Below are 26,293 nucleotides of genomic sequence, written 5' to 3' on the forward strand. Positions count from 1 at the left end.
TCCTCTGGGGCCCATCCATTCGAAATCGGGTTATAACTTCCGAAGTGGTGCGCAACGGGAGCTACTTGATCATCACTGGCGAAGTGACCGATTTCATATGCTTCGCGGCATTTCATCGTCCTGCGTAGAAAGGTGCGTATTGTGGCCGCTTACCTCTGCCCGCCCGCGGTGATCCACGGCGAGCACGCCGTGCAGACCGGCCAGATCCTGGCCGAAGTTCGCGACCGGCACCCCCACGCACCGTGGCTGTCGCGGATCGAGGGCATCGCGGACTCCACGGGGATCGCCTCCCGCGGGTGGATGCTGCCGCTGAGCGCCGCGGTCGCGCCCAGCGCCGAGGGCGGCCTGCGGACGCCGGGTGTCGCCCCGGCCCGGGAGGCGCTGGCCCGTGACGGGTTCGCCGAGCAGGACGTGGACCGGGCGATCGCCGCGCTCGAAGCGATACCGGCACCGCAGACCGTGCAGGAGCGCACCGCGCCCGCCTGGGAGGCCGTGCAGGCGTACGGCGAGCGGGCCGCGCGCGGGGCCCTGCAGAGCGCCGGCCTCGACGCCTCCGACGTCGACTGCCTGATCACCAGCAACTCCACCACCCCGGCACTCCCGGGCCTGGACGTCACGCTGGCCAACCGGCTGCCGCTGCGCGACGACGTGCTGCTGCTCCCGGCCGCGCAGTGGGCGTGCATCGCCGGCACCCGCTCGCTCGCGCTGGCCGCCGACCTGGTCGCCGCCGACCCCGAGCGCGTGGTGCTGGTCGTGATCTCGGAGGCGCTGAGCACCACCTACCAGCCCGCGGACGACACACTGGAATCCCTGATCGTCCGCCTGCTGTTCGCGGACACCGCCGTCGCCGTGGTGGTCACCGGCCGGCAGCGGCCGCAGTCCGTACTGCGGCTCGACGCCACCTGGCACCACACGCTGCCCGGCACCCAGGACCTGCACCGGCTGGACACGCGCAGCGACGGCACGCACTTCGTGATGGACCGGCGCGGGCCGCGCGCGGTGCAGAGCACGGTCACCGCGATGTGGGAGTGGCTGGGTCGCCGCCACCAGAACGACGCCACCCCCTGGCACCCCGACCTGCTGCTCGCGCACCCCGGCGGGACCCGGGTGCTGGAGTACATGGAGCAGACGATGCCCGAGGAGTGGCCGGAGGGGATGCTGACCTACAGCCGGGACAGCTACACCACCGGCAACCGCGGGGGCGCGGCCGTGTTCGACATCCTTCGGCGCGCGCACGACGCCGGCCAGAAGCCGGGCAGCCGTACGGTGCTGTACGCGGCGGCGCCGGGGCTCACCGCCACGGCCGTGGAAGGCGAGTGGCTGTAGCGCGCGGACGCCTTCCGCGCGGGTCCGCTGCCGACCCGCGCGGGTCCGGCACCGAGCGGCGCGGGTCCGCTGCCGAGCCACCTGTCCCGTACGAGCGGCGCTCCCCGCACCGAGCCGCGCGTCCGGCGCCGCCCGGCCCCCGCACCAACCGCCCCCGCTACCAGGCGAGTTCGGCCCAGACGACCTTGCCGGTGTCGGTCCACCGCACCCCCCAGTGGGTGGTGACCTTGTGCACGACGTACAGGCCGCGGCCGCTGTCGTCGAGCAGCCCGGTGCGGCCCAGCCGCGGCCGGCCGTTGCCGGTGTCGCCCACCTCGCACAGGAGCCCGTGACCGTCCTTGATCAGCCGTACGGTGATGGGCCCGGTGGCGAAGCGGCCGGCGTTGGTCACCAGCTCGCTGATCAGCAGCAGCGCGTTGTCCCGGGTCTCGTCCTTGGCCTGCCACTGCCGCAGCCGCGTGGCGGCCAGGGCGCGGGCCTGGGCCGCGGCGTCGGCGCGGGCCGGCAGCCGCCAGGTCGCGATGTCCCGCTTGCGACGGCCGGTCATCCGGGCGATCAGCAGCGTCATGTCGTCGCGCAGCCGGCTGCGCGTGGTGAGCTCGGTCACCAGCCGCCGCGTGGCCTGCTGGAGGTCGTCCCACGGGTGCACCCTGCTGACCGTGTCCGCCAGCCGTTCGATGCCCTCGTCGATCGACACCGCCGGGTCCTCCACCAGCCCGTCGGTGTAGAGGGCGATCAGTGATCCGGGGGGCGCGGCGAACGTGTGCGTGACGAACGGCTCGCGCAGGGCGAACTCGGTGCCCAGGCCGGGGTGGGGCGGCACCGAGAGGATCTCCGGGGTCCCGTCGGGCAGCACGAGCACCGGCGGGAGGTGGCCCGCGCTGGACATCACCACCTGGTGGCCGACCGGGTCGTACACGGCGATGCAGCAGGTCGACCCGAGGGCGCTGTAGCCGGCTGCCAGGCCCGCCTCAGCGTCGTCCAGGAGCGTGACCGTCTCGTCCAGGTGCTCCAGCACCTCGTCCGGCGCCAGTCCCGCCGACAGCAGCGCCCGGGCCTCCATGCTCAGCTGTCCCATCGCCGCCGCGGCCGCCAGGCCGTGCCCCACGACGTCGCCGACCACCAGCGCGGTACGGCCGCCCGGCAGCGGAAAGCTGTTCACCCAGTCGCCGCCGACGCCCGCGCTGTCCGGGGTGGTGGGCTGGTAGACGCTGGCGACCTCGATGGTGTCGCTCCCGGCGCGCGGCAGCAGCCGGCGCTGCAGGGCCAGCACCTGGGCGTGCTCGCGCTGGTGCTGGCGGGCCAGGTCGACGTGGTGGGCGGTCCTGGCCGCCAGTTCCTGCAGGTCGAGCAGTTCGCTCTCCCGGAACGGCCGGTCCGGCCGCCGCCATATCTCCGCCACGCCCAGCACGATGGGCGGCCTGCCGCCCTGGCCCTCCAGGACCAGGGGTATGCACACCAGGCTGGCGGGCCGGTCGCCGGGCACCAGGGCGCGCACCAGCCGCGGATCGCGGAGCGCGCGCTCGATCACCTCACGGTCGGGGATGACGATCGGCCGCGCGACGTCCTGGCGTCGGACCGCGATGGCCAGCAGGCGGCTCGCCTCGCCGGGGAGGTTGTCGCCGGGCGTCAGATAGCCGTCCGGCCACGCCCGGTCCGGCACCAGGGCCGCCCGCCGCAGCCGGATGCGCCCCAGCGGCTGCTCGGTGACGGCCTCGCCGGTCCACACGGCGTAGTCGAGGTCGACCGCGGCGACGTCCGCCCAGGCCAGCAGGGACTGGGCCAGGGACTGCGCGGTCTCGCCGATGTCCAGCGAGGTCCCGATGGCGGTCTCCGAGACGTACAGGTGCAGCCGTTTGGCCATGGCGATCAGGGAGACGGTGAGCCCCTCCTGGGGCGCCGCGGCGGGCAGGATGCTCATGGAGACCACCAGCTCCGTGCCGTCGTCCCTGCGCAGCCGCTGGACCCGGGCGACGTGCGGCTCCCGGGTCTCCATCACCTGCCGCAGCCGCCGGGTGACCGTCGGGATGTCCCCGGGGGGAAGCAGGTCGGAGAACGGCCGGCCGGCGGCGACCGTCAGCCCCTCGAAAGCGGGGGCCTCCAGGTTGCAGCGGGTGATGTTCAGGTCCCGGTCGACGTCGACGGAGCCGAGGATCTGCTCCTGGCTCTCGGTGGCGGGCTCGGCACCGTCCGACCCTCCCGCGCTCTGCGAAGCGGCAGGACCGACCGCCGTCCGGCCGCCCTGCGGGCCGTAGTTCCCCAGGGCGCGGCTGACCTGATCGGACGGCAACGAAGACGAGGGGGATGGTGTCGAGTCCATACGGCTCTCTCAGCTCGCTCGCCAGCCCCCGGCGCACGACCGGAGGCATACCCGAGTTTCCACGTGCGAAGAAGCCCCGAGATCCCCTACCGCACACCCATTGAATAACACTCGAAGCCGCTCTGCTCGCAAGATCGATCACGCAGCGAAAGCGGGTGGTTACGCCATGCGCGCCGCGCCGCGGAATCCCCGGAGTGGCGCCCGTGAACGCGACGCGGAATCGGAGGTCGGACCGGTCCGGTCGGGGCCACCGGACCACCGGATCGACCCGGCCGACCGGGCTCACCCGGCGCACCGGCCCACCCGGCGCACCGGCCCACCCGGCCGACCGGACTCCGCGGCACCGCGGAACCCACCCGACTACAGGCGTGTAGACGTAAGCGCCTCGTTCTGACTAAGGTATGCCTTCGCTAAGAACGGTCGGACCCGCCGGTCCGCTACGAGGAGCGAGACACATGTGGGACGACGCGTTCCCGAGCTTTCTGATCGGGCTGCGTGAGGGACTTGAGGCGGGCCTGATCGTCTCGATCCTGATCGCCACCCTGGTGCGCGCCGACGCGAGAACGCGGCTGCCGCAGGTGTGGACGGGAGTGCTGGCCGCGGTCGCCCTGGCGATGAGTTTCGGCGCGGTCCTCACCTTCACCGCCGCCGGCCTGTCGGCCACCGCGCAGGAGGCGTTCGGCGGCACGCTGAGCGTCCTGGCCGTCGCGTTCGTCACGGCGATGGTCTTCTGGATGCGCCGCTCCGCACGGCATCTGTCCGGGGAGATCAGGGAGAAGGTCACCGCCGCGCTCGCCATGGGCTCGGGCATGCTGGTGGTCACCTCCTTCCTCGCGGTGGGCCGGGAGGGCCTGGAGACCGCGCTCTTCCTGTGGACGACGGCACGCGCCGCGGGCGAGTCCACCGGGCCGATGCTGGGCGCCGGCATCGGCCTGGTCATCGCCGCCGGCCTGTGCTGGGGCCTGTACCGCCGGGTGCTGAAGATCAACCTCACCCGGTTCTTCACCGCGACCGGCGCCGTCCTGATCGTGATCGCCGCCGGGGTGCTGGGCTACGGCCTCCGCGACCTCCAGGAGGGCCGGGTCCTGCCGGGCCGCACCGCGTACGCCGTCGACCTGAGCGGCCACGTCGACGCCGGTTCCTGGTACGCCACCCTCGTCCAGGGCGTGCTGAATCTGACCCCCACCATGACGTGGCTCCAAGTCGCCGCCTACGTCGTGTACTTGGCGGTGGTGATGACGCTCTTCGTCCGGGGTGTCAGGGCGCCCCGCGCACCGGTCGAACGGCCACCCGCCGCCGGGCCCGCTCCCGCACCAGCGGCCGGCCCCTCCCCCGCCGCCACGGGCCGAACACGGCGGCGCCCCGCCTGGGCCGTTCCCGTCACGGTGATCGCCGTGCCCGCGCTGGTCGCCGGCCTGGTCGTCGCCCTCAGCGACGGCAAGCCCGCCGGCGCGCAGACCGTCGCCGTCTCCGAGTCGGACTGCGGCAAGGGCTTCACCGCGCCCGGGACCGGCCGCCGGACGTTCCAGATGCACAACACCGGCGGCAGGACGTCCGAGGTCTACCTCGTCGACCCGGCCACCAACGCGGTCTACGGCGAGATCGAGGGGCTGGCCCCCGGCACCACCCGGGACCTGGTCGCCACCGTCGGCGCCGGCACCTACGCCTGGCGCTGCGTGCCGACCGGCGGCAAGGCCGTCACCTCGGCCTCGGTACGGGTCGGCGGCAGCGGTACCGCCCGGGCCGTGCTCCCGCTCGCCGAGTCCGACCTGCGACCGCCCCTCGCGGCCTACAAGGCGTACGTGGCCGCCGGTCTCACCACCCTCGTCCGCCAGACGGACACGCTCACGGCCGACGTCCGGGGCGGTCGGCTCGCCGCGGCACGCGCGGACTGGCTCACCGCCCACCGCACCTACGCGTCCCTCGGCGCCGCGTACGGCACGTTCGCCGACTTCGACGGGAAGATCGACGGCCGTCCCGACGGGCTGTCGGGCGGGATCGGGGACCCGCGCTTCACCGGTTTCCACCGGATCGAGTACGGCCTGTGGCACGGCGAGTCGGCGGCCGGCCTGATGCCGTACGTGCAACGGCTCGGCAGCGACGTCCGCGGGCTGCGCACGGCCTTCCCCGGACAGGACTTCGACCCGTCGGACCTGCCGCTGCGCTGCCACGAGATCCTGGAGAACACCCTCCAGTTCGAGCTGACCGGTGACACGGACCAGGGCAGCGGGACCAACCTGGCCACCGCGGACGCCGACCTCGCGGGCACGAAGGAGTTGCTGCGCGTGCTGCGGCCGCTGGTCTCCGCGCGCGATCCGCAGCTGCCGGCGACCGTGGACGCCGATGTCGCGCGCCTGCAGGCACTGCTGGACGCGGCCCACCAGGGCGCCTCGGGCAAGGGCGCCTCGGGCAAGGGCGGTTCCGGAAACAGCGGCGGATGGACTCCGGTGGAGTCGCTCGACCCGACCGCCCGGGCGAGGATCAACGGAGCCACCGGACAGCTCCTGGAGGACCTCGCCCCGATCCCCGATCTGCTCGAAGTCCGCAAGTCCGGCTGATCCGCGGCCACTTCGGCGTCCCGCCGACCCGCGCACCGCCGTCGGCACGACCGTGTCCGTACCTCCGCGTCCGCACGACCGCATCCGTAGGACCGACCACCCCCGTATGACCACATCCGTGGACCGCTCGACCGGCAGCGCCGCTCGGGAGGTCCGGAAGGGACGCCGTCCATGCCCGACTCCGCTCACCCCGAACCCTCCCAGGGGGTCTGCCCGAGGGACGCCGGCCGCCGGTCGTTCGTGAGGACGGCGCTCGGTGTCGGGGCCGGGGCCACCGCCCTGGCCGGCGGCGGCGCCGCCGTCACCACGGCGCTCGGTGGCGACAGCGCGCACGCGGCCGAGCCCGGCCGGGCGGCACCGGTCGCCTTCCACGGTGCCCACCAGGCCGGCATCACCACGCCGACGCCGGCCGCCGCGGCCTTCGTGTCGTTCGACGTCATCGCCGACACCAGGGCCGAACTCGCCGGCCTGTTCCGCACGATCACCGACCGCGCGCGTTTCCTGACCGCCGGCGGCGCCCCGGCCGACCTCGGCGTCGGCGCCCCGCCCTCCGACAACGGCATCCTCGGCCCCACGGTCCCCGCGGACGCGCTGACGGTGACCGTGGGCGTCGGCTCGTCCCTGTTCGACGACCGCTACGGCCTGTCCGCCGCGAAGCCGGGCCGGCTCGCGCCCATGCGCACCTTCCCCAACGACAACCTCCAAGCGGCGGAGAGCCACGGCGACCTGAGCCTGCAGATCTGCGCCGGCAGCACCGACACCGTGCTGCACGCCCTGCGTGACATCGCCCGGCACACGCGGGGCGCCATGCAGGTCAAGTGGCGCGTCGACGGCTTCCACAGCGCGCCCCGGCCGACCGGGACCCCGCGCAACCTGCTCGGCTTCAAGGACGGCATCGCCAATCCCGACGTGGCGTCCGGGCGCGAGATGGACCGGCTCGTCTGGGTCACCGACGCGCTCGGCGAACCCGCCTGGGCCCGCGGCGGCAGCTACCAGGTGATCCGGATCATCCGGATGCTGGTCGAGTTCTGGGACCGGGTCTCCCTCACCGAGCAGGAGAAGATGTTCGGCCGCCGCAAGGACACCGGCGCCCCGCTCGACGGCGCCCAGGAAGGCGACACGCCGCAGTACGCCAAGGACCCGCACGGCAACGCGATCCCGCTCGACGCGCACATCCGGCTGGCCAACCCGCGCACCGCGCGGAGCGACGACTCCCGCATCCTGCGCCGCGGCTTCAACTACGACCGCGGCATCGACGCGGTGGGCGATCTCGACATGGGCCTGGTCTTCTGCTGCTACCAGCAGGACGTGGTCCGGCAGTTCGAGGCCACCCAGACCAGGCTCGTCGACGAGCCGCTGGTCGACTACATCTCCCCGGTCGGCGGCGGGTACTTCTTCGCACTGCCGGGTGTACGCGACGCGAAGGACTGGCTCGGACGCGGACTTCTCGGCGCCTGACGCGCGCCCCTCGCTGTCCACCGCCGCGCCGAACGTCTACAGTGCTGTAGACATTCGGGTCCGCCGAAGCGGCCCGACCCGGCAACGGATGCGGAGCGGCAGCACGATGATCCCAGCGTCCACCGTCAGCGGGGCCTCGCCCCGGCACCGGCGCGGCCTGTGGCCACGCCGTACGCGGGTCGCGGTCGCCCTGTGCGGATGCGCCCCGCACCGCGGCGGCTCGCCGTGCGGTCGGACCGGTTCCGGGCCGCGGCCCGGTCGGGTCCGCCGGGTCGGTCCGGCGCTCGCCCTGTTCGCGCTGTTCGCGGCCCTGTTCGGGCTGCTGCTGTGGGCGCTGAGCGCGCGCGACGGCGCACCGATCGGACCCGACCGGGTCCTGCACCACTGGGCGGTGGCCCATCGGTCGGCCGATCTCACCGCGGTCGCCCACCTGCTGGACTCGACCGGGGCCGGCCCGCTGCCGTACATCGCGGTGATGCTGGCCGGTTGGACCGGGTGCGCGCACCGGACGGCTTCGCGGCGGGAGGTGTCGGCGGCCCTCGGCGCGGTCGTCATCCTGCTGACCGGGCAGGCGGTCCGCCTCGCGGTCGTGTTCGCGCTGGCCCGGCCCCGACCGCCGGTGACCGACTGGGCGGTGCTCAGCACCGACTGGGCGTTCCCCTCCGGATACGCCACGACGTCCGTGCTCACCGCGGGACTTCTCGCCTGGGCGGTCCTGCGCAGCGACGCGCCCCGCGGGGCGGTCCGGTTCGACGTGCTGGCCTGCCTGCTGTGGGCGGCCGCCATCAGCGCCACCCGGATCTACCTCGGCGTGCAGTGGCCCACCGACGAGCTGGGCGGCTGGCTGCTGGGCACGGCGTGGCTCGCGCTGACGCTGCCGATCCTGTCCGGACTCGCCGGACCCGCCGGCCGGACGCTCTGACGTACGTCGCCCGGCGGCCGTGCCGACTCGCCTCGCGGGAAACGCCGTTGAGCGCGCGGGCGCCGGCCCGGGAGACTGCCGTCATGGGCCCCCGGCGCTTCGTCTTCCTCGACCCCGACGGCAGCGCCGGCGGGTGGCTGTACGCGGTCGTCGAGGCGGCGACCGGAGTGGTCTACCAGCAGCAGTACGGCGGGACCGCCTGCCGGCAGGGGCAGGTCGAGGGTTTCCTGGTGCCGCTCTTCGAGCCGGACGGGCTGGACGCGCTGCGCGAGCTGTTCGAGCGGGACTTCCGCGGTGCGGGCACCCGGCACATCACCTGGCCGGAGGCCCAACGGGAGCGGCTTCGCGGCATCATCGGGGCCCTCCGCTACTGGGTGTCCGACGGGATCAGCGAGGAGCCGCACCCCCTGCGGCTGGACGACAGCCGGTTCGGTGCGGCCGACGAGGCATGGGTACCGGTGATCACACCGGACGGCCCCGCGACGCTGGTGTGGCTGAACTCCGACTGACCGGCCGCCGCCAGGGCTCCCGACAGCGGGCTCGGGTACGCCGGTCGCGCGCCGAACGCGGGGAACGGGGGAACTCGGCGAACGCGCGGAACCCGGCGAACGCGGGGAACCCGACGTGGCGGCCCGGAGCCGCGCGCGGGACCTGCCGCGGCTCCGGGATGCCCGTACACCGTAGGACGGTCAGCCCTTGGCGCCCTTCGGCACCGCGTTCATCACGGCGGTGCTGCTGCGCAGGACGTCCTTGCACAGGTCCACGGTGCCGGTGTTGTCCACGTACTTCGCCGAGACCCAGTTGGAGTTGTCGCGCAGCAGGTACCAGATGTCGTTGCCCTCGATGTTCTGGGCGTGGACCTTGCAGCGCAGGCCGACCTGCTGGTGGTAGGCGAGCGAGCCCTTCACGGACGAGTCCGTGCTGGGGAACTGGCGCTGGACGACGCCGGCACCGGCGACGACGGTGCCGTACGGGCGGGCCGGGGTGGCGGCCTGGGCGGCCGTCGCGCCGAGCAGCGTGGTGCCGAGCGCCACAGCGGTGGTCAGCGCGCTCGCGCCGACGATGATGCGGCTGCGGAGGGTGGGAAGAGCAGCGGATGTCGCCAAAGGACTTCTCCTGTTCCAGATGTGCGGGGAGACGCATGGGCACCGCCGAACGTACGCCGCACAATATCCAACAACTAGGATAAATCGCCGTGTTGACCCGAACGTGCGAGGCACTCACCCGTCTGCGGGTACCGGCGCCGCCCGGAAGGGGGCGGCGGCACCGCACTGGGGGCCGCAGCGAGAACCGGGGCGTATGAAGCAGGAGAACGGCACGCCGGGCCCGCCGGTGCGCGAGGGACAGGACCCCGGTGATCGTGGTGGCCGCGACAGCGCTTCGGGAGGGGCGCCTTCTGCTGGTGAGCAAGCGCGCGGCCCCCGACGTCTTCCATCTGCCCGGGGGAAAGCCCGACCCCGGCGAGGAGCCGAGGGAGACGTTGCGCCGGGAACTGGCCGAGGAGTTGGGGGTGCGGCCGTCCGATCCACGGCCGCTCACCGAGTCCGCCGGCCCGGCGGCGCTGGAGGGCGCGCCGATGCCGCTGACGGTCTACGAAGCCGGCATCGACGGCCCGCCGCGGCCGGGCGGACACGGTCGGTGACGCGTCGGTCACGTATCGGTCGTGTATGGGCTCCCTTGCGTAGCTGACCCCTTGTGCGCGGATCGCCCGCGTACGGTCGGGGGTGCGACGGGATCGGCAAAGTCCGACATTCGGCCGGGGCGGCCCGTGCCTGCTGCCCAGCGGGCCGGATCACCCCTGGCACGTTCCGGGATGTGAGCAGTGCCGAGCCAAAGGCACGCGGGCGATCTAGGCTGGCGGGTGCAGCTGGTTCGCCCTGCCCGCCAGGTAGGCGCGTCGTAAGAGGGAACCCGGTGGGAATCCGGGACTGCCCCGCAGCGGTAAGTGGGAACGATCGCCGTCATCAGCACTGGGTCCGCGGCGCGGACCTGGGAAGCGACGGCCAGTAGGTGCCTGCCCCGGCAGGCGTGCCCACGAGTCCGAAGACCTGCCCGTTGCCCGTACGCGACCGATCGCGTGCGGATGTCCCGGTGACCTCGTGGGCGGGTCGGCGCACATATCAGGCGGTGGAGCGTCCTCGAATCGGGCGTGTTCGGTCCGTCCTGTTCGCCGCCTTCGCGTCCGCGTCCCGTCTCCGGGATGCCAGGGAGACATCTCGCGAAGGAGATTTCCGTGTCAGCAAAGCCCGCAGCCGCGGCAGCACGGGCCACCGTGTACGGCTACCCCCGCCAGGGACAGCACCGGGAACTGAAGAAGGCCGTCGAGGGCTACTGGAAGGGCCGTGTCACCGCGGACGCCCTCCGGGAGACCGCGGCCGGACTGCGCCGCGCCAACTGGCGGCAGCTCGCCGACGCCGGCGTCCGCGAGGTGCCCACCGGCGACTTCTCGTACTACGACCACGTCCTGGACACCAGCGTCATGGTCGGCGCCGTCCCCGAGCGGCACCGTGCCGCCGTCGGTGCCGACCCGCTCAACAGCTACTTCGCGATGGCCCGCGGCACCCAGGACGTGGCGCCGCTGGAGATGACGAAGTGGTTCGACACCAACTACCACTACCTGGTGCCCGAGTTGGGCCCGAACACGGTCTTCGCCGCCGACTCCGCCAAGCAGGTCGGCGAGCTGCGGGAGGCCCTCGCGCTCGGGCACATCCCGCGGCCGGTGCTCGTCGGCCCCGTCACCTACCTGCTGCTCGCCAAGCCCGCCCCCGGGGTGCCGGCCGACTTCGAACCGCTGACCCTGCTGGACCGGCTGCTGCCGGTGTACGCCGAGGTGCTCGCCGACCTGCGGGCCGCCGGCGCCCAGTGGGTGCAGCTCGACGAGCCCGCCCTGGTCCAGGACCGTACGCCCGCGGAGCTGGACGCCGCCGCCCGCGCCTACCGCGAGCTGGGCACCCTCACCGACCGGCCGAAGCTGCTCGTCGCCTCCTACTTCGACCGGCTCGGCGAGGCGCTGCCGATCCTGGTGAGGGCCCCGATCGACGGCCTGGCCGTCGACTTCACCGGCGCGGCCGCCGCCAACCTCGACGACCTCGCCGCCGTCGGCGGGCTGCCCGGCAAGCGGCTGGTGGCCGGCGTCGTCAACGGCCGCAACATCTGGATCAACGACTACGAGAAGTCGCTGTCCACCCTGGCCACCCTGCTCGGCCTCGCCGGCCAGGTCGACGTGGCCGCCTCCTGCTCCCTGCTGCACGTGCCGCTGGACACCGCGCCCGAACAGGACATCGACCCGCAGGTGCTGCGCTGGCTCGCCTTCGCCCGGCAGAAGACCGCCGAGATCGTCACGCTCGCCAAGGGCCTGGCGCAGGGCACCGACGCCATCGCCGCGCAGATCGCCGCCAACCGGGCCGACCTGGCCTCCCGCGCGGCCTCGCCGATCACCCGCGACCCGGCGGTACGCGCCAGGGTCGCGGCCGTCACCGACGCCGACGGCCGCCGCGCCCAGGCGTACCCGCAGCGCGCCGCCGCCCAGCGCGCCCACCTCGGGCTGCCGCTGCTGCCGACGACCACCATCGGGTCGTTCCCGCAGACCGGCGAACTGCGCGCCGCCCGCGCCGACCTGCGGGCCGGCCGGATCGAACGGTCCGGCTACGAGGAGCGGATCAGGACCGAGATCGGCGAGGTGATCGCCTTCCAGGAGCAGACCGGCCTCGACGTCCTGGTGCACGGCGAGCCCGAACGCAACGACATGGTGCAGTACTTCGCCGAGCAGCTCACCGGCTACCTCGCCACCCAGCACGGCTGGGTGCAGTCCTACGGCACCCGCTACGTCCGCCCGCCGATCCTGGCCGGCGACATCTCCCGGCCCGAGCCGATGACCGTGCGCTGGACGAGCTACGCCCAGTCGCTCACCTCGCGCCCGGTCAAGGGCATGCTCACCGGGCCGGTCACCATGCTCGCCTGGTCCTTCGTCCGCGACGACCAGCCGCTCGGCGACACCGGCCGCCAGGTCGCCCTCGCGCTGCGCGACGAGGTCACCGACCTGGAGGCGGCCGGCACTTCGGTGATCCAGGTCGACGAGCCCGCGCTGCGCGAGACCCTGCCGCTGCGGGCCGCCGACCGTCCCGCGTACCTGGCCTGGGCCACCGAGTCCTTCCGGCTGACCACCGGCGCGGTGGGCGCGGCCACCCAGATCCACACCCACATGTGCTACGCCGAGTTCGGCGACATCGTGCAGGCCATCGACGACCTCGACGCGGACGTGATCAGCCTGGAGGCCGCCCGCTCCCACATGCAGGTGGCCAACGAACTGGCCGGCCACGGCTACCCGCGGGAGGCCGGTCCCGGCGTCTACGACATCCACTCCCCCCGGGTGCCCGGCGCGGACGAGGCGGCCACGCTGCTGCGCAAGGGCCTGGAGGCGATCCCCGCGGAGCGCCTGTGGGTCAACCCGGACTGCGGGCTGAAGACCCGCGGCTGGCCCGAGACCAAGGCGTCGCTGGAGAACCTGGTCGCCGCCGCCCGCACGGTCCGCGCGGAACTGCCCACCGCCTGAGCCCCGGTGGGCCGGGAGGGAGCCGCGCGGTTCCCTCCCGGCCCGCCCGGCGCGGGGGTTGCCGCCGCGGCCACCGGAAGGGCGCGGGCTACGGGTGCCGGCCTTACAGGTGCCGGCCTGACGGGCTCCGGCCTTACGGGCGCCGGCCCTACGGGCGCAGGTCGAGGTTCTGGTAGATCTCCGTGGTCGCCTTGGAGAAGTTCATCGTCATGAAGTGCAGGCCCGGGACGTCCTCGGCGATCAGCCGGCGGCACATCTCGGTCGCGTGCTCGATGCCGATCGCCCTGACGGCCCGCGGGTCGTCCTCGGCCGCGAGCATCCGCTCGGCGAGCCCGGGCGGGAAGGCGGCGGTGCTCAGGCTCGGGATGCGGCGCAGCGAGCGGATCGTGGTGACCGGCATGATCTCCGGGATGATCGGCGTCGCGCACCCGGCGGCCGCCACCCGGTCGCGCAGGCGCAGGTAGGCGTCCACGTCGAAGAACATCTGGGTGATCGCGTAGTCGGCGCCGGCCCGGCACTTGGCCACGAAGTGGCGGATGTCGCTGTCCCAGTCGGGCGAGCGCGGGTGCCGCTCGGGGAAGGCCGCGACGCCGACGCAGAAGTTGCCGGACTCCTTGACCAGTTCCACCAGTTCGGCCGCGTACGCCACGCCCTGCGGGTGCTGCACCCACGGGCCGAGCGGGGCGCCGGGCGGATCGCCGCGCAGCGCCAGCACGTTGCGGACGCCCTGGTCGGCGTACTGGCCCAGGACGTGGCGCAGTTCGGCGACGCTGTGGTCGACGGCGGTGAGGTGGGCGACCGGGGTGAGCGTGGTCTCCTGCGCGATCCGCCCGGTGATGTTGACGGTACGGCCGCGCGTTGAGCCGCCCGCGCCGTAGGTCACCGACACGAAGGTCGGCGCCAGCGCCTCCAGCCGGCGGATCGCCGTCCACAGGCCGGCCTCCGCGGCGGCGCTGCGCGGGGGCATGAACTCGAACGAGTAGGAACGGCCGCCCGCCGCGAGGAGATCGCGGATGGACGGTGCGTGTTCCGCCTGCGTGCTGGGCACCCCGTAAGCCATACGTGCAGGTTAACGGCCTGGCGGCGGCCTTCGGCGGACCGTCCACGTGGTGATACCGGGGCCGCGGCGGGACCCGGGCGGCGGTGCTGGGCGGCGGTCGCCGGGCACGGTCGCGGGCGGCGGTCGCTCGGCCGCGGCCGGTGGGTCAGGGGCGGCCCGGTGGGTCAGGCGCGGCCGTCCTCGGTGCGGCCGGTGCGGCGCAGCAGGTAGGTGTCCATGATCCAGCCGTGCCGGGCGCGGGCCTCCGCGCGGACCTGCCGGATGCGGTCGGCGACGTCGGCGAGCCGGCCGGAGACCAGGAGCTCGTCGGGCGTGCCGATGTAGGCGCCCCAGTAGATCCACACGTCGTCGCCCTCGATCCGGGTGAACGACTCGTGGGCGTCGAGCATCACCACGACGTCGCCGTCGCCCTGGCGGTCACCGCCGCCGCTGCCGGTTCCCTCGCCGGCTCCGTCGCCGACCGCGTCGCCTTCGCCGGTCGGGAAGAGCTCGGCCAGCCGGCGCGCGGGCGTGATGTGGACGGGCCGGCCGACCTGGTTGAGGCTGGTGCGGTGCCGGGCCGCCAGCGCGGAGACGCTGCTGATCCCGGGCACCACCTCGACGTCGAAGCCGACCGTGCCGCGCGCGGCGATCTCGTCGAGCATGCTCAGTGTGCCGTCGTACAGCGCCGGGTCGCCCCAGACCAGGAACGCGCCGGACTGGCCGGGCGCCAACTCGTCCCGGATCAGGCGCTCGCAGGCGTCGGCGCGCCGGGTCCGCCAGTCGTGGACCGCGGCCGTGTACGCCTCGCGTCCCGCCGCCGACCGGTCGCGCGGCGGGTCGTCCAGCTCGACGACGCGGTACGGCCCGTCCGTGTGCTCGTCGATCACGCTGCGCCGGAAGTCCGTCAACGACGACTTCGCCGGGCCCTTGCCGATGAGGAAGAAGACGTCGGTACGGCGGATGGCCCGCACCGCCCCGAGCGTCAGGTGGTCGGGGTCGCCGGCTCCGATGCCGATGACGAGGAGGTGGCGCTGCTCCGTGCTCATCTGCGGGCTTTCCAGGTGGGTGGTCGAAAAGCCGCTGGTCCGCGGCTGTCACGCACCCGGCAGGGGCGCGCTGCACGAAGCGTACGCTGCCCCGCGCGCGGGCCGGCCGGTGGTATCCCCGCCCGCGGGACCGCCGCCGGCGCCGCGCGGCGCCGGCGGGTCGGCCGCGGGTCAGGACGAGGCGTGGCCGGGCGCCGCGCCGGTCGGGGTCTTCTCGCCGGCCTCGATCGCCACCGGCAGCCGGTTCTCGGCCGGCGGCAGCGGGCAGGTGGCCAGGTCGGTGTAGGCGCAGGGCAGGTTGGCGGCCCGGTTGAAGTCGACCAGCACGGTGCCGTCGGCGTCGGGCGCGGCCACCGACAGCGAGCGGTTCGCCGCGTACGTGGTCACCCCCGAGGTGGCGTCGGTGAACAGGACGAGCAGGCTGCCGGGGGTCCGGCCGTTGAAGGCGGTCAGCCGGTGGGTGGTGCCGTCCAGGTCGAACTCGACCTCGCCCGGGGCGTCGTAGACGTGCTGGAGGCCCTCGACGACCGCGCCGACGGTCGTCGGGCGCGGGGCGTCGAACGGCAGGTAGCGGCCGGTGCGTGCCCAGCGCGGGTCAGGGGCGTAGGCGGGGGTGCCGGTGAAGGCGGTCAGCAGGCCGTTGTCGGGGTGGCGGGGGCGCAGGATGTCGTGGCCGCCGCGCTTGGCGACCTCGATCACCGCGTCCCCGGCGGCGGGGAACAGGCCGCCGCGCTCGGCGATCACCCCGAAGTCGTGGCGGCCGCGCAGAACTTGCCCGTCGAGGGTCAGTTCCTCGCCGTCGTCCAGCTCCACCACCACGCCGTCATTGGTGCTCGACCAGGCGCCGGGGGCGTCCGGGAAGCGGGTGGGGGTCGCGTCCAGCCAGCGCAGGCTGGTGATGGCGAGGAAGCCGTGCGGGTCGGCCAGCACCCGCTCGTGTGCGGCGTGCCACTCCTCCCACTCCTGGGCGAAGCTCGCGCGGTCGGTCTCTTCGGTTTGTGCGGTCATTTCGGCTCCTTGGCTTCGACGGGGAGGGCGGAGAGGGCGGCGCGGTCGGGGTGATCGGCGCGGTCGGATGGAAGGGGGCGCGCGGGGTGGCCCGGGTGGGCCTGCGGGGCGGGGCCGGCCGGGGGCGTGGCGCCGGCCGGGGCTTCGGCGCGGCCGGCGGCCTCTTCGAGCCGCCGGAACCGGCTGGCGTGGAAGACCAGCGGCGGCGCGTCGTGGTCGGCGTCCAGCGCGTGCACCCGCAGCAGCACGATGTCGTGGTCGCCGGCCCGGATGTGCTGCTCGATGGAGCAGTCGAACCAGGCGCTGCCGCGGTCCAGCAGCACGGCGCCGTCGGCGGTGGCGTGCCAGTCGAGGCCGGCGAACCGGTCGGCTCCCCGCGCGGCGAGCTGGGCGCAGTCGCGTTCCTGGTCGGCGCCGAGCACCGTGACGCCGATCCGGGTGCGGTCGGACAGCGCAGGCCAGGTGGTGGAGGTGTGCGCCACGCAGACCGACAGCAGCGGGGGGTCGAGGGAGACCGTCGTGAAGGAGTTGGCCGCCAGGCCCACGGGCGCGCCGTCCACCAGGGCGGCGATCGCGGTCACGCCGGTCGGGAACGCGCCGAACACCCGCCGGAGTTCGGTGGAGGCGAACGCACCTTCCTCGGAGGGCAGTTGGCGCTCAGGCCGGGCGGGCACCGGCGTCCGTCCGGTGCCCTCGGCCCGGTGCGCGGCGGCGGGCGGCCGGACCGGCTGCCGCGGGCCGTGCGTCTCGCGCCGCTCGTCCCTGCACTGCGCCCTGGTCGTCGTCATCGTCGCTTCCACTCCTCGGCCAGCAGTTGGTAGGAACGCACCCGGTCGGCGTGGTCGTGGGTGATGGTGGTGACCACCAGCTCGTCGGCGCCGGTGGCGTCGCGCAACGTCTCCAGCTGGTCGGCGACCTGCTGCGGGGTGCCGACGAACTGCGTCTCGACCCGGTCCGCCACCAGTGCCCGGTCCTCCTCGCTCCAAGCGCGGGCCCGGGCCTCGTCGGGGGTGGGGAACCGGATGGCGCCCGCGCCGGTGCGGATGCTGTGCACCCAGGGGCCGTAGCCGGTGGCCAACTCCCTTGCGGTGCCCTCGTCCTCGGCCACCACGACGTCGGCGGACACGCTCACGTAGGGCCGGTCCAGCTCCGCCGACGGCACGAACGCCGCCCGGTAACCCTCCGCCGCCTCCAGTACGGTGGCCGGGCTGACGTGGTAGTTCGCCGCGAACCGGAGGCCGTTGGCGCCCGCGGTCTGGGCGCTGACCCCGGCGCTGCTGCCGAGTATCCACACCTGGAGGTCGGCGCCCTCGCCGGGCACGATGTGCGCGGCGGCCCCGTTGTCCGCGATGTAGCTGCCGGCCAGCAGCGCGAGGATGTCGGCGATCTGCTCGTCGTACGGCTGCGGTTCGGCGCCCGGCTGGGCCAGCAGCTTCTGGTGGAGCACGAAGCGGGGCGAGGTGAGCAGCCGCTCGAAGGAGAACCGGGCGGGTATCCGCAGGCCGTTCGGGGTGCGGCCGTCGACCACCGGGGTGGTGGCGGTCAGCGCCGGCTGCCGGGCGGCGGCCGGCGGGGTCTTCCCGCCGGAGCGGCCCAGGCCCAGGTCGAACCGGCCCGGGTGCAGGGCGTCCAGCAGCCCGAACTCCTCGACCGTGGACAGGGCGGTGCGGTGGCCGAGCTGCACCGCGCCGGCGCCGAGCCGGATGGTGCTGGTGGCGGCGGCGGTCAGGGCGAGCACGACGGCCGGGGAGGTGCCCGCGACTCCGGGGTTGAGGTGGTGCTCGGCGAACCAGTAGCGGGTGTAGCCGAGGCGCTCGGCGTGCTGGGCCAGGTCGATGCTGTTGCGCAGCGCCTGGCCTGCGGTGGAACCGGAGGAGATCGGCACGAGGTCCAGGACCGCGAGCGGGGTGTGTGCCACGGTGGTGCTCCTTGTCAGGCGGTGGCGGCGGAGGAGGCTGCGGTACCGGTTGCGGCGCCGGCTGCCGAAGTGGCTTCCCGAGCGCCTGGCGAAGTGGATTCCGGGGTGGCTTCCGGAGTGCCGGCAGCGGCCTCGACGCCGACCGGGCCCCAGGTCCACGGCGGGTCGGGGATGTCCCGGCGCAGGGTGGGGGCGATGTCGGACTGGAAGAGGGCGAGCGCGTCGCGGTGCTGGGTGTCGGTCAGGCCGTCGGCGTCGGCGTGCAGGTGGAGCACGGAGTGGCCGAACTGCTCGTGGTAGCGGTGGACCTTGTCGATGATCTGCTGCGGGCTGCCGATCAGCGCCGAGCTGCGTTCGACGAAGTCCTCCAGGGTGGGGAAGACCGGTTCCACGCCGAGCTGCTTCTGGAAGGCGAGCCGGCCCTCGAAGACCGGGCGGTACGCGGCGATCGCCTGTTGCGAGGTGCGGGCCGCGTAGTAGCCGGCGCTGCCCGCGCCGACGGTGGCCAGCGCCGGATCATGGCCGTAGTGCTGCCACCGCTCCCGGTAGTAGCGGACCAGTTCGGCGTAGGGCTCGATGGGGTTGGTGACGTTGGCGGAGAAGAGCGGGTCGCCGTAGCGGGCGGCCAGGTCGACCGACTCCCGGCTGGTGGCGCTGCCGTGCCAGACCCGGATCGGCTGCTGGAGGGGGCGCGGCCACACCTCGGCGTCGTCCAGTTCGGGCCGGAACCGCGGGCTGGCGGTGGTGCGGTCCTGCCGCCAGATGGTGCGGAAGAGTTCGTAGCTCTCGGCGTTGCGGTCCCACTGGTCGTCGGTGGTGACATGGAACAGCTCGCGCTGGGCGGAGCCGTTGCCCTTGCCGACGATCAACTCCAGCCGTCCGTCGGAGAGATGGTCGAGCGTCGCGTAGTCCTCGTAGGCCCGCACCGGGTCGAGCAGACTGAGCGTCGTGACCGCGGTGAACAGCCGGATGCGGGAGGTGAGGGCGGCGAGGTGGCTGAGCACCACCGGCGGCGAGGAGGAGATGAACGGGCGCTCGTGGCGTTCCCCGACGCCGAACCCGTCGAAGCCCAACTCCTCGGCCAGTAGGGCGTTGTCGACGACCTCGCGGAACCGGTCGCGGGTGGAGGTGCGCACGCCGGTGACCGGGTGGGGCGCGTGCACGATCAGGGTGATGGCGAGGAACTTCACGACGCCGCCTTCGTCCGGCCGGCCGCGGCCGGCCGGCCCGGGTGGGCCAGGCCCAGGTGGTCGCGGAGCGTCTCACCCTCGTACTCGGTGCGGAAGACGCCGCGTTCCTGCAGCAGCGGCACCACGGTGTCGGCGAACTCGTCGATGCCGCCGGGGGTCAGGTGCGGGGCGAGGATGAAGCCGTCGCTCGCGTCGGCCTGCACGAACGCGTCGAGTTCCTGGGCGACGTGGGACGGGGTGCCGATGAAGGACTGCCGCCCGGTCAGCTCGATGACCAGCTCGCGCAGCGAGAGCTTCTTCTCCTCGGCGACGGCCCGCCAGCGGGCGACGGTCTCCCGGCGGTCGTCCCGGTTGGCGTCGGCCCGGCCGCGCACGATCGGCTCCGCGCTGTCGTCGTAGCGCGGCTCCACCTCCGGCAGCGGCCCGTCCGGGTCGTACGCGCTCAGGTCGCGGTTCCACAGGCGTTCCACGAAGGTGATCGCCGTGGCCCCGCTGACCTGCTGGTGCCGGATCACGTCGGCCCTCTCGCGGGCGTCGGCCTCGGTGTCGCCGAGCACGAAGGTCACGCCGGGCAGGATCAGCAGCTGCTCGGGCGTCCGGCCGTACTTCGCCAGCCGGCCCTTGACGTCGGCGTAGAACGCCTTGCCGGCCTCCAGAGTGCCGTGCCGGGTGAAGATGGCGTCGGCGGCCGAGGCCGCGAACTCCCGTCCCTGCTCGGAGTCGCCGGCCTGGAAGACGACCGGGTGGCCCTGCGGGCTGCGCGGCACGTTGAAGTGGCCGCCGATGTCGAACTGGTCGACGCGGTGGTCGAACCGGCCGGGCCCGGGCGCGCGGAGGAAGGTGCCGTCCGCCCGATCCGCGACGATCTCGTCGCCCTGCCAGGAGTCCAGCAACTCCCTTACCGCGGCGAGGAACTGGCGGGCGCGCTCGTAGCGGTCCTCGCGGGCCAGGTAGCCGCCGCGGCGGAAGTTCTGCCCGGTGAACTCGTCCCACGAGGTGACCACGTTCCAGGCGGCGCGGCCTGCGGACAGGTGGTCGAGCGAGGCGAACTGCCGTGCCACCTCATACGGTTCGTTGAAGGTGGAGTTGATGGTGCCGGCCAGCCCCAGCCGGTCGGTGACACCGGCGAGCGCCGCGAGCACGGTGAACGTGTCCGGCCGGCCGACCACGTCCAGGTCGTGGATGCGGCCGCCCTGCTCGCGCAGCCGCAGCCCCTCGGCCAGGAACAGGAAGTCGAACTTGGCGCGTTCCGCGGTCTGCGCCAGATGGACGAAGGAGCTGAAGTCGATCTGGCTGCCGGCCGCCGGATCGCTCCACACGGTGGTGTTGTTGACGCCGGGGAAGTGTGCGGCGAGATGGATCTGCTTGGGCGTGCTGCTCATGCGGGGTCTGCCTCCTGGGGCTTCGCGCGGGGTGGGGCTCAGGCGGGGGCGTAGCGGTTGGCCGGGCGCGGCAGTCCGAGCAGGCCGCGCAGGGTGTCGGCCTGGTACGCCTCGCGGAAGGCCCGGCGGCGCTGGAGTTCGGGCACCAGATCGCGGCTGATCCGCGCCAGGTCGTACGGCAGGGTGGCCGGCCGCAGCCGGAACCCGGTCAGCCCGGACCGGGCGAACTCCTCCAGCAGGTCGGCGAGTTCGGCGGAGGTGCCGGCGAAGACCAGGGCGTCGCCGGCGTACGGCGCGTCCAGCCGGGCGTCCAGCCGGGCCCGGCGCTCGGCGGCGCGGCCGGGTTCCTCGTCGAGCAGCGCCACCAGGTCCGCGAAGACGTGTACGGTCTCGCCGGCCCGGCCGGCCTGCTCCTGCGCCTCGCGGATCTCGGTGACGATCGCCGTCGCCTGGCCGGTGTCGTGCGGGGTGGTGAAGCCGAGGTCGGCCGATCCGGCGACCAGCCGGAACGGCTCGGTGCGGTGCGCGAGCGCGGCCACCACCGGCTGGCCCTGCGGCGGGCGCGGCGTGATGGAGGGGCCCTTGACGCTGAAGTGCGGGCCCTCGAAGTCGATGTAGTGCAGCTTGTCGCGGTCGATGAAGCGGCCGGTGGCCACGTCGCGGATCTCCGCGTCGTCCTCCCAGCTGTCCCACAGCCGGCGCACCACCTCGACGTAGTCGGCGGCCTCGCCGAACAGTTCCGCCAGCAGCGCGCGTCCGGCGGGCGAGTCCAGTTCGGTGACCGGCAGCCGCGGCAGGCTGCGCCGGCCGAAGTGCGCGGCCTCGTCCGCCCGGGCGGAGACCCGCACCTGCACCCCGGCCCGGCCGCCGCTGACGTAGTCGAGGGTGGCGACGGCCTTCGACAGGTGGAACGGCTCGGTGTGGGTGACCACCGCGACCGGCAGCAGGCCGATGTGCCGGGTCAGCGGCGCGATCCGGGCCGCGGTCAGTACGGCGTCCAGCCGGCCGCGCACCTGGTCGGTGCGCTCGTCGGGGCCGGTGGGCAGGGCGGACTGCAGGCCGAGCGAGTCCTCGATGGTGACCAGGTCCAGCAGGCCGCGTTCGGCCTCGGCGGCCAGCTCGGCCCAGTACGACGCGGTGAACAGGTCGGCGGGCCGGGCCTCGGGCTCCCGCCAGGCCGCGGGGTGCCAGCCGGCGCCGTCGAGGGCGACGGCCAGGTGGAGGGGGGTGGTGGATCGGGACATGGACGTACCGCTTCCTGCTCGGACGGCCGCGGGCGCGTGGCCGGGACGTGGAGGTCGGGGCGTGAGGTGGGCGGGGCGTACGGCGTGGGCGTACGACGGGGGTGTACGCCGTACGGCACTGGACGGAGTACGTGATGCGCGGGGCCGACGGGACCGTGCGGGGCGTACGGAGTGCGGGGTACGGCCTGCACGGCATGCGCGTCGTGCCGTGTGCCGCGTACGACGAGGGCAGGCCGAACGGGTACCGGACGGGGCCCGCGCCGGGAACGGGGTCCCCGGGTGGGTCGGCGGAAGGGAGGGGTGCGCGGAGCGCGGGGTGCGGAAGGGTCAGCCGGCCTGACGCGGCGGCCGGACCGTCGACGCGCCCGGACACAGGGCGCCGGCGACACGTTGCAGGTCGATGTGGCGCCGTGAGTACGTGACGATGCCGGAGGCGGTGACGGGGGCGTTGCCGGACATCAACTGCTCGCTGCTGCCGCGCACTTCGCCACCTCCCACCTCGATCGGCTCACGCCTGTTCGAGCTCGCGCTTGCCGAGCCGTCTTCGGCTCCGCCGGGTCGTCACCTGGAGCACCCCACCGCGACAGGAGGGTTGCCGGTCAGCCGGCCAGGGCCTTGGTTGCTGACGCTCATGACCTGCAAGCACGGTAACTCCGTCGCGCGGTCGAACACAATCCCCTCCCGGCGGGAGTGACGTCCGTCGCTCCGGACGGCGTGCGGCACCGAGGGGGATTGTCTGACCGCCGCCCTGCGGTTAACGTGCTGTGGACACGGGTGCTGTCAACAGGCCCGATGCGACCGACACGACCGGCCGGGACACCCGACGCCGGCCGCACCGCGAGAGCGAGGGGACGGGCATGGACACACATCGACGCGACCTCGCACTCTGCCCCCGTGGCTTCGCCCAGACCCGGGTGGTCCGGCGGCACGTCGATCTGCTCCGGGTCTGCAGCGCGCTGTGTCCGGGAACGCCCGCGGTCCGCTGACCGCTGCCGGCACTCGGAAAACCGCTGTCCGAACGCTGGTTGAACGCTGCCGGCTGACATCCGCTGATCGCTCGGGCGAGGCAACGCCGCCCGCCTGAGCGTGGACCCGCGGAACCGCCGTCCGTCCGCGTACGGCGCCCCTCCCCCGTATCCGGGTCGGCCCGGCCGACGCACGGCCCTGCCCCACCCCGAACTCCCTTCCAATGCACCGCGGATGACGTGGCCTCCGTGATCGACGCGCGGCCGGACCGCGTACGCCTTCTTCCTTCGCGGCGGCACCTTCCCCGACTCTCCCCGACCTCCCTCGACTTCACCCGGCTTCCTCCCCTCCCTCCCGGTGGCCCGCTGCGGCAGACCGGCCCCCGCGTGGGGCCGTCGCGTCCGCACGCGCCGTCGCCGCGGTCCCCGACGAGACGGGAACACCGACATGCCCCAGCACGACACCTCAGGTCCGGCCACGGCCGCGCCCGACCATCCCCCGCCCGTAACCGACGGCACGGCTCGGGCGCCCCGGCCCCGGCACCTGGACACCCGCCCGGCCGACCGGGAGTTGCTCGCCGCGCGGCTGGTGCCGCTGCGCCGCCCGGGGCAGTGGATCTCCGCGGCCGTGCTGCTCGTACTGTTCGCGATGCTCGTCCACACCCTGGTGACCAACCCCCGCTTCCAATGGCACGTGGTCGGCCACTACTTCCTGAGCGGCTCGATCCTGCACGGGCTCGAACTCACCTTGTGGCTCACCGGCGCGGTGATGGCCAGCGGCTACCTGCTCGGCGTCGGCGTCGCCGCGATGCGGCTGTCGCGCAACCCGGTGCTGCGCACCCTGAGTTTCGGCTACGTCTGGCTGGTGCGCTCGGTCCCGCCGCTGGTGCAACTGCTCTTCTGGTACGAACTGGCCTCGCTCTACCCGCGGTTGTCGGTGGGGGTGCCGTTCGGACCGGAGTTCGCGGACGTGAGGACCGCGCACCTGTTCAGCGGCATCCTGGCCGCGTACGTCGGGCTCACCCTCGACGTGGCCGCGCTCTCCGCGGAGATCGTCAGGGGCGGCATCCTGTCGGTCGACCCCGGACAGCGCGAGGCCGCACGGGCGTTGGGGCTGGGCGAGGGACGGATCTTCCGCCGGATCGTGCTGCCGCAGGCCATGCCGGCGATCATCCCGGCCTCCGGCAACCTGCTGATCGGCATGCTCAAGGCGACCTCGATCGTCAGCGTCATCGCCGTACAGGACCTGCTCTACTCCAGCCAGTTGATCTACAACCAGAACTTCCTGATCATGCCGCTGCTGCTGGTCGCCACCATCTGGTACATCATCCTGACCACGCTGCTGTCGATCGGGCAGTTCTACGTCGAGCGCCACTACGCCCGCGGCAACAACCGGTCCGGCGGCAGGCCGCCGCGCGGGTTCTGGCAGGTGGCCCGCGCCAACATCCCGCTGTTCGGCCCGGCCAAGTCCCCCGCGGTGGGGCTGTCATGAGCGACGACGAGCGGCCCCTGGTGCGCGTCCGGGGCCTGCGCAAGAGCTATGGCGCGAACGTCGTGCTGGACGGCGTCGACCTCGACGTGCGCGAGGGCGAGGTGACCGTCCTGCTCGGCCCGTCCGGCTCCGGCAAGTCCACGCTGCTGCGCTGCGTGAACCACCTGGAGAAGCCGGACGCCGGCTTCGTGGAGATCGGCGGCGACCTCGTCGGCTACCGGCACGACGGCGGGCGGCTGCACGAACTGCGGGCCCGGGCGATCACCCGGCAGCGGGCCGATGTCGGCATGGTCTTCCAGCAGTTCAACCTCTTCCCGCACCTGACGGTGCTCGACAACATCACCGAGGCGCCGGTCGCGGTGCGCGGCGTGCCGAGGAAGCAGGCCGCCGCGCGGGCCCGTGAGCTGCTCGAACGGGTCGGCCTGGCCGGCCGGGAGGACTCCTATCCCCGGCAGATGTCCGGTGGCCAGCAGCAGCGGGTGGCGATCGCCCGCGCGCTGGCCATGGAGCCGCGCCTGCTGCTCTTCGACGAGCCGACCAGCGCGCTCGATCCCGAACTCGTCGGCGAGGTCCTCGCGGTGATCCAGGACCTGGCGCTCAGCGGCATGACGATGATCGTCGTCACGCACGAGATCGGCTTCGCCCGGAAGGTCGCCGACACGGTGGTCTTCCTCGACGGCGGAAGGATCATCGAGTCCGGTGCCCCCGCGGACGTGCTGAGCGATCCGCGCCACGAACGGGCCCGGTCCTTCCTGGCCGCGGTGCTCTGAGCCGGCGCCCGCGGGTGAGCGCTCCCGCTCCGGTTCCCCCAGGTCCCCCGCAGCTCCCCCTTGTGAAAGGCACTCCCGTGACCACCGAACGCCGTTCCCACCGCCGCGCCCCGAGACTCGCCGTCGCCACTGTCGCCGCCGGCGCCGGGCTGGCCCTGCTCGTCGCCTGCGGCGGTTCCTCCGACGACTCCTCCTCCGGCGCGCCGGCCGCCACGGGTGCCGGGGCCGCCGCCAAGCCGAGCGCGGGCGGCGCGGGTTCGACCGCCATCCCCACCCAGGACGTGGTGTCCGCGATCACCGCCGACCCGAAACTGAAGGCGGAACTGCCCGCCAAGATCCGCAGCAGCGGCACCCTCACGCTGGGCACCACCCGGCAGCCCGGCGTGCAGGGCCTGCCGCACGCCGGCGAGCAGAACGGCACTCCCGTCGGCCTCGACGTCGACCTGCGCAACGCCGTCGCCAAGGTGCTCGGCGTCAAGTGGGACGTGCAGTACGGCACCTTCCCCACCGTCATCCCCGGTGTGCAGAATGGCCGTTACGACGTCGGTCAGGACAACTTCGGGGCCACCAAGGCCCGCGAGCAGGTGGTGGACTTCGCCTCCTACCTCGACGACGGGCAGGCGTTCCTCGGCTCCAGGAACGTCTCCGTCGACTCCGTCAAGAAGCTCACCGACCTGTGCGGCCTGACCATCGCCACCTCCCCCGGCTCGACGTTCCAGCAGATCCTCACCGACGGCGCCGGCGACTGCGCCAAGATCGGCAAGAAGCCCTACAAGGTGCAGTACTTCGCCGACTCCGCCCCGATCTTCCTCGGGCTGTCCAACGGCAAGGTCGACGTCATGTTCGGCCCGACGCTGGGCCTGAAGTACGACGCGACCCGCATCCCGGGCACCAAGTTCCTCGGCGAGATCAGCACCACCACGGTCGGCTTCGTCACCGCGAAGAAGTCGCCGCTGGCCCCGGCGCTGCGCGACGCGGTCAACAAGCTGATCGCCGACGGCGACTACGCCAGGATCTTCGCCAAGTGGGGGGTGCCCGGCACCGGAATCAGCACCTCCCAGCTCAACCCGGCCACCACCTTCTGACGCCGGGCCCCGCGG

General features: G+C 73.5%; 21 protein-coding genes and 2 riboswitches. Of the genes, 10 read left to right on the plus strand and 11 right to left on the minus strand.

The features are described from left to right. Positions 1-141 precede the first annotated feature (141 nt). Positions 142-1,326: a type III polyketide synthase gene (locus OG370_RS07975; RefSeq protein ID WP_328462014.1), complete on the plus strand. Its 1,185-nt coding sequence runs from the start codon at positions 142-144 to the stop codon at positions 1,324-1,326. Between the two features lie 157 nt (positions 1,327-1,483). Here the strand turns inward: OG370_RS07975 and OG370_RS07980 are convergent, their stop codons facing one another. Next, positions 1,484-3,646, minus strand: coding sequence for a SpoIIE family protein phosphatase (locus tag OG370_RS07980; RefSeq protein ID WP_328462016.1), 2,163 nt, complete (start codon positions 3,644-3,646; stop codon positions 1,484-1,486). Between the two features lie 455 nt (positions 3,647-4,101). Between OG370_RS07980 and efeU the strand changes: the two genes are divergently transcribed. The 4 genes from efeU (at position 4,102) to OG370_RS08000 (ending at position 9,093) form a co-directional block, all read left to right on the plus strand. Then, entirely contained in the window at positions 4,102-6,204 is a 2,103-nt protein-coding gene (gene efeU, locus OG370_RS07985) for an iron uptake transporter permease EfeU (RefSeq protein ID WP_328462018.1), read from the plus strand. Positions 6,205-6,375: 171 nt separating this feature from the next. Beyond that, positions 6,376-7,662, plus strand: coding sequence for an iron uptake transporter deferrochelatase/peroxidase subunit (efeB, locus tag OG370_RS07990; protein WP_328462020.1), 1,287 nt, complete (start codon positions 6,376-6,378; stop codon positions 7,660-7,662). Between the two features lie 106 nt (positions 7,663-7,768). Beyond that, a complete protein-coding gene (locus tag OG370_RS07995) occupies positions 7,769-8,584 on the plus strand; it encodes a phosphatase PAP2 family protein (RefSeq protein ID WP_328462022.1) in 816 nt (271 codons plus the stop codon). Positions 8,585-8,667: 83 nt separating this feature from the next. Further along, positions 8,668-9,093, plus strand: a complete 426-nt coding sequence (locus tag OG370_RS08000) for a DUF6210 family protein (RefSeq protein WP_328462024.1) — start codon at positions 8,668-8,670, stop codon at positions 9,091-9,093. A 180-nt stretch (positions 9,094-9,273) separates the two neighbouring features. On the opposite strand, the gene OG370_RS08005 is transcribed toward OG370_RS08000, so the two are convergent. Continuing rightward, the gene (locus OG370_RS08005; protein WP_328462025.1) at positions 9,274-9,690 is read right to left on the minus strand and encodes an SH3 domain-containing protein; all 417 of its coding nucleotides are present in this window, start codon (positions 9,688-9,690) and stop codon (positions 9,274-9,276) included. A gap of 257 nt (positions 9,691-9,947) precedes the next feature. On the opposite strand from OG370_RS08005, the gene OG370_RS08010 reads away from it, so the two are divergent. Both OG370_RS08010 and metE read left to right on the plus strand, forming a co-directional pair. Beyond that, entirely contained in the window at positions 9,948-10,226 is a 279-nt protein-coding gene (locus OG370_RS08010) for an NUDIX domain-containing protein (protein ID WP_328473885.1), read from the plus strand. A gap of 209 nt (positions 10,227-10,435) precedes the next feature. After that, positions 10,436-10,654: riboswitch (cobalamin riboswitch) on the plus strand. A 163-nt stretch (positions 10,655-10,817) separates the two neighbouring features. Continuing rightward, a complete protein-coding gene (metE, locus tag OG370_RS08015) occupies positions 10,818-13,136 on the plus strand; it encodes a 5-methyltetrahydropteroyltriglutamate--homocysteine S-methyltransferase (protein ID WP_328462027.1) in 2,319 nt (772 codons plus the stop codon). 148 nt (positions 13,137-13,284) lie between these two features. On the opposite strand, the gene metF is transcribed toward metE, so the two are convergent. The 9 genes from metF to OG370_RS08060 form a co-directional block, all read right to left on the minus strand. After that, positions 13,285-14,196 (minus strand): methylenetetrahydrofolate reductase [NAD(P)H], encoded by a 912-nt coding sequence (gene metF / locus OG370_RS08020; protein ID WP_328462029.1) that lies wholly within the window; start codon positions 14,194-14,196, stop codon positions 13,285-13,287. 164 nt (positions 14,197-14,360) lie between these two features. Continuing rightward, entirely contained in the window at positions 14,361-15,224 is an 864-nt protein-coding gene (gene cobF, locus OG370_RS08025; protein WP_328462031.1) for a precorrin-6A synthase (deacetylating), read from the minus strand. Positions 15,225-15,395: 171 nt separating this feature from the next. Beyond that, positions 15,396-16,232, minus strand: coding sequence for a DUF1684 domain-containing protein (locus OG370_RS08030; RefSeq protein ID WP_328462033.1), 837 nt, complete (start codon positions 16,230-16,232; stop codon positions 15,396-15,398). Beyond that, a complete protein-coding gene (locus OG370_RS08035; RefSeq protein WP_328462035.1) occupies positions 16,229-17,020 on the minus strand; it encodes a flavin reductase family protein in 792 nt (263 codons plus the stop codon). Before OG370_RS08035 ends, OG370_RS08030 begins: the two co-directional genes overlap by 4 nt. Beyond that, a complete protein-coding gene (locus OG370_RS08040; RefSeq protein ID WP_328462037.1) occupies positions 17,017-18,150 on the minus strand; it encodes an LLM class flavin-dependent oxidoreductase in 1,134 nt (377 codons plus the stop codon). Before OG370_RS08040 ends, OG370_RS08035 begins: the two co-directional genes overlap by 4 nt. Positions 18,151-18,164: 14 nt before the next feature. Next, positions 18,165-19,340, minus strand: coding sequence for an LLM class flavin-dependent oxidoreductase (locus OG370_RS08045; RefSeq protein ID WP_328462039.1), 1,176 nt, complete (start codon positions 19,338-19,340; stop codon positions 18,165-18,167). Further along, positions 19,337-20,722, minus strand: coding sequence for an NtaA/DmoA family FMN-dependent monooxygenase (locus OG370_RS08050; RefSeq protein WP_328462041.1), 1,386 nt, complete (start codon positions 20,720-20,722; stop codon positions 19,337-19,339). Before OG370_RS08050 ends, OG370_RS08045 begins: the two co-directional genes overlap by 4 nt. A gap of 38 nt (positions 20,723-20,760) precedes the next feature. Next, positions 20,761-21,966, minus strand: a complete 1,206-nt coding sequence (locus OG370_RS08055; RefSeq protein ID WP_328462043.1) for an LLM class flavin-dependent oxidoreductase — start codon at positions 21,964-21,966, stop codon at positions 20,761-20,763. 327 nt (positions 21,967-22,293) lie between these two features. Beyond that, entirely contained in the window at positions 22,294-22,449 is a 156-nt protein-coding gene (locus OG370_RS08060; protein ID WP_328462045.1) for a putative leader peptide, read from the minus strand. A 38-nt stretch (positions 22,450-22,487) separates the two neighbouring features. Continuing rightward, positions 22,488-22,603: riboswitch (SAM riboswitch) on the minus strand. 776 nt (positions 22,604-23,379) lie between these two features. Between OG370_RS08060 and OG370_RS08065 the strand changes: the two genes are divergently transcribed. The 3 genes from OG370_RS08065 to OG370_RS08075 all read left to right on the plus strand — a co-directional run bounded on the left by OG370_RS08065 (position 23,380) and on the right by OG370_RS08075 (position 26,278). Then, positions 23,380-24,423 carry an amino acid ABC transporter permease gene (locus OG370_RS08065; RefSeq protein ID WP_328462047.1) on the plus strand — a complete coding sequence of 348 codons (1,044 nt, stop codon included), beginning with the start codon at positions 23,380-23,382 and terminating at the stop codon, positions 24,421-24,423. Continuing rightward, positions 24,420-25,193 carry an amino acid ABC transporter ATP-binding protein gene (locus tag OG370_RS08070; protein WP_402451716.1) on the plus strand — a complete coding sequence of 258 codons (774 nt, stop codon included), beginning with the start codon at positions 24,420-24,422 and terminating at the stop codon, positions 25,191-25,193. The genes OG370_RS08065 and OG370_RS08070 overlap by 4 nt, the downstream gene beginning before the upstream one ends. Before the next feature lie 77 nt (positions 25,194-25,270). Then, positions 25,271-26,278, plus strand: coding sequence for a transporter substrate-binding domain-containing protein (locus OG370_RS08075; protein WP_328462049.1), 1,008 nt, complete (start codon positions 25,271-25,273; stop codon positions 26,276-26,278). Positions 26,279-26,293 lie beyond the last annotated feature (15 nt).

The organism is Streptomyces sp. NBC_00448, assembly GCF_036014115.1.
GTDB lineage: Bacteria > Actinomycetota > Actinomycetes > Streptomycetales > Streptomycetaceae > Actinacidiphila.

Excerpts from the sequence above, each read along its gene's own strand:
- OG370_RS07980 (WP_328462016.1), bottom strand. The coding sequence starts at position 3,646 with ATGGACTCGACACCATCCCCCTCGTCTTCGTTGCCGTCCGATCAGGTC.
- efeU (WP_328462018.1), top strand. The coding sequence starts at position 4,102 with ATGTGGGACGACGCGTTCCCGAGCTTTCTGATCGGGCTGCGTGAGGGA.
- efeB (WP_328462020.1), top strand. The coding sequence starts at position 6,376 with ATGCCCGACTCCGCTCACCCCGAACCCTCCCAGGGGGTCTGCCCGAGG.
- OG370_RS07995 (WP_328462022.1), top strand. The coding sequence starts at position 7,769 with ATGATCCCAGCGTCCACCGTCAGCGGGGCCTCGCCCCGGCACCGGCGC.
- OG370_RS08000 (WP_328462024.1), top strand. The coding sequence starts at position 8,668 with ATGGGCCCCCGGCGCTTCGTCTTCCTCGACCCCGACGGCAGCGCCGGC.
- metF (WP_328462029.1), bottom strand. The coding sequence starts at position 14,196 with ATGGCTTACGGGGTGCCCAGCACGCAGGCGGAACACGCACCGTCCATC.
- cobF (WP_328462031.1), bottom strand. The coding sequence starts at position 15,224 with ATGAGCACGGAGCAGCGCCACCTCCTCGTCATCGGCATCGGAGCCGGC.
- OG370_RS08030 (WP_328462033.1), bottom strand. The coding sequence starts at position 16,232 with ATGACCGCACAAACCGAAGAGACCGACCGCGCGAGCTTCGCCCAGGAG.
- OG370_RS08035 (WP_328462035.1), bottom strand. The coding sequence starts at position 17,020 with ATGACGACGACCAGGGCGCAGTGCAGGGACGAGCGGCGCGAGACGCAC.
- OG370_RS08050 (WP_328462041.1), bottom strand. The coding sequence starts at position 20,722 with ATGAGCAGCACGCCCAAGCAGATCCATCTCGCCGCACACTTCCCCGGC.
- OG370_RS08055 (WP_328462043.1), bottom strand. The coding sequence starts at position 21,966 with ATGTCCCGATCCACCACCCCCCTCCACCTGGCCGTCGCCCTCGACGGC.
- OG370_RS08065 (WP_328462047.1), top strand. The coding sequence starts at position 23,380 with ATGCCCCAGCACGACACCTCAGGTCCGGCCACGGCCGCGCCCGACCAT.
- OG370_RS08070 (WP_402451716.1), top strand. The coding sequence starts at position 24,420 with ATGAGCGACGACGAGCGGCCCCTGGTGCGCGTCCGGGGCCTGCGCAAG.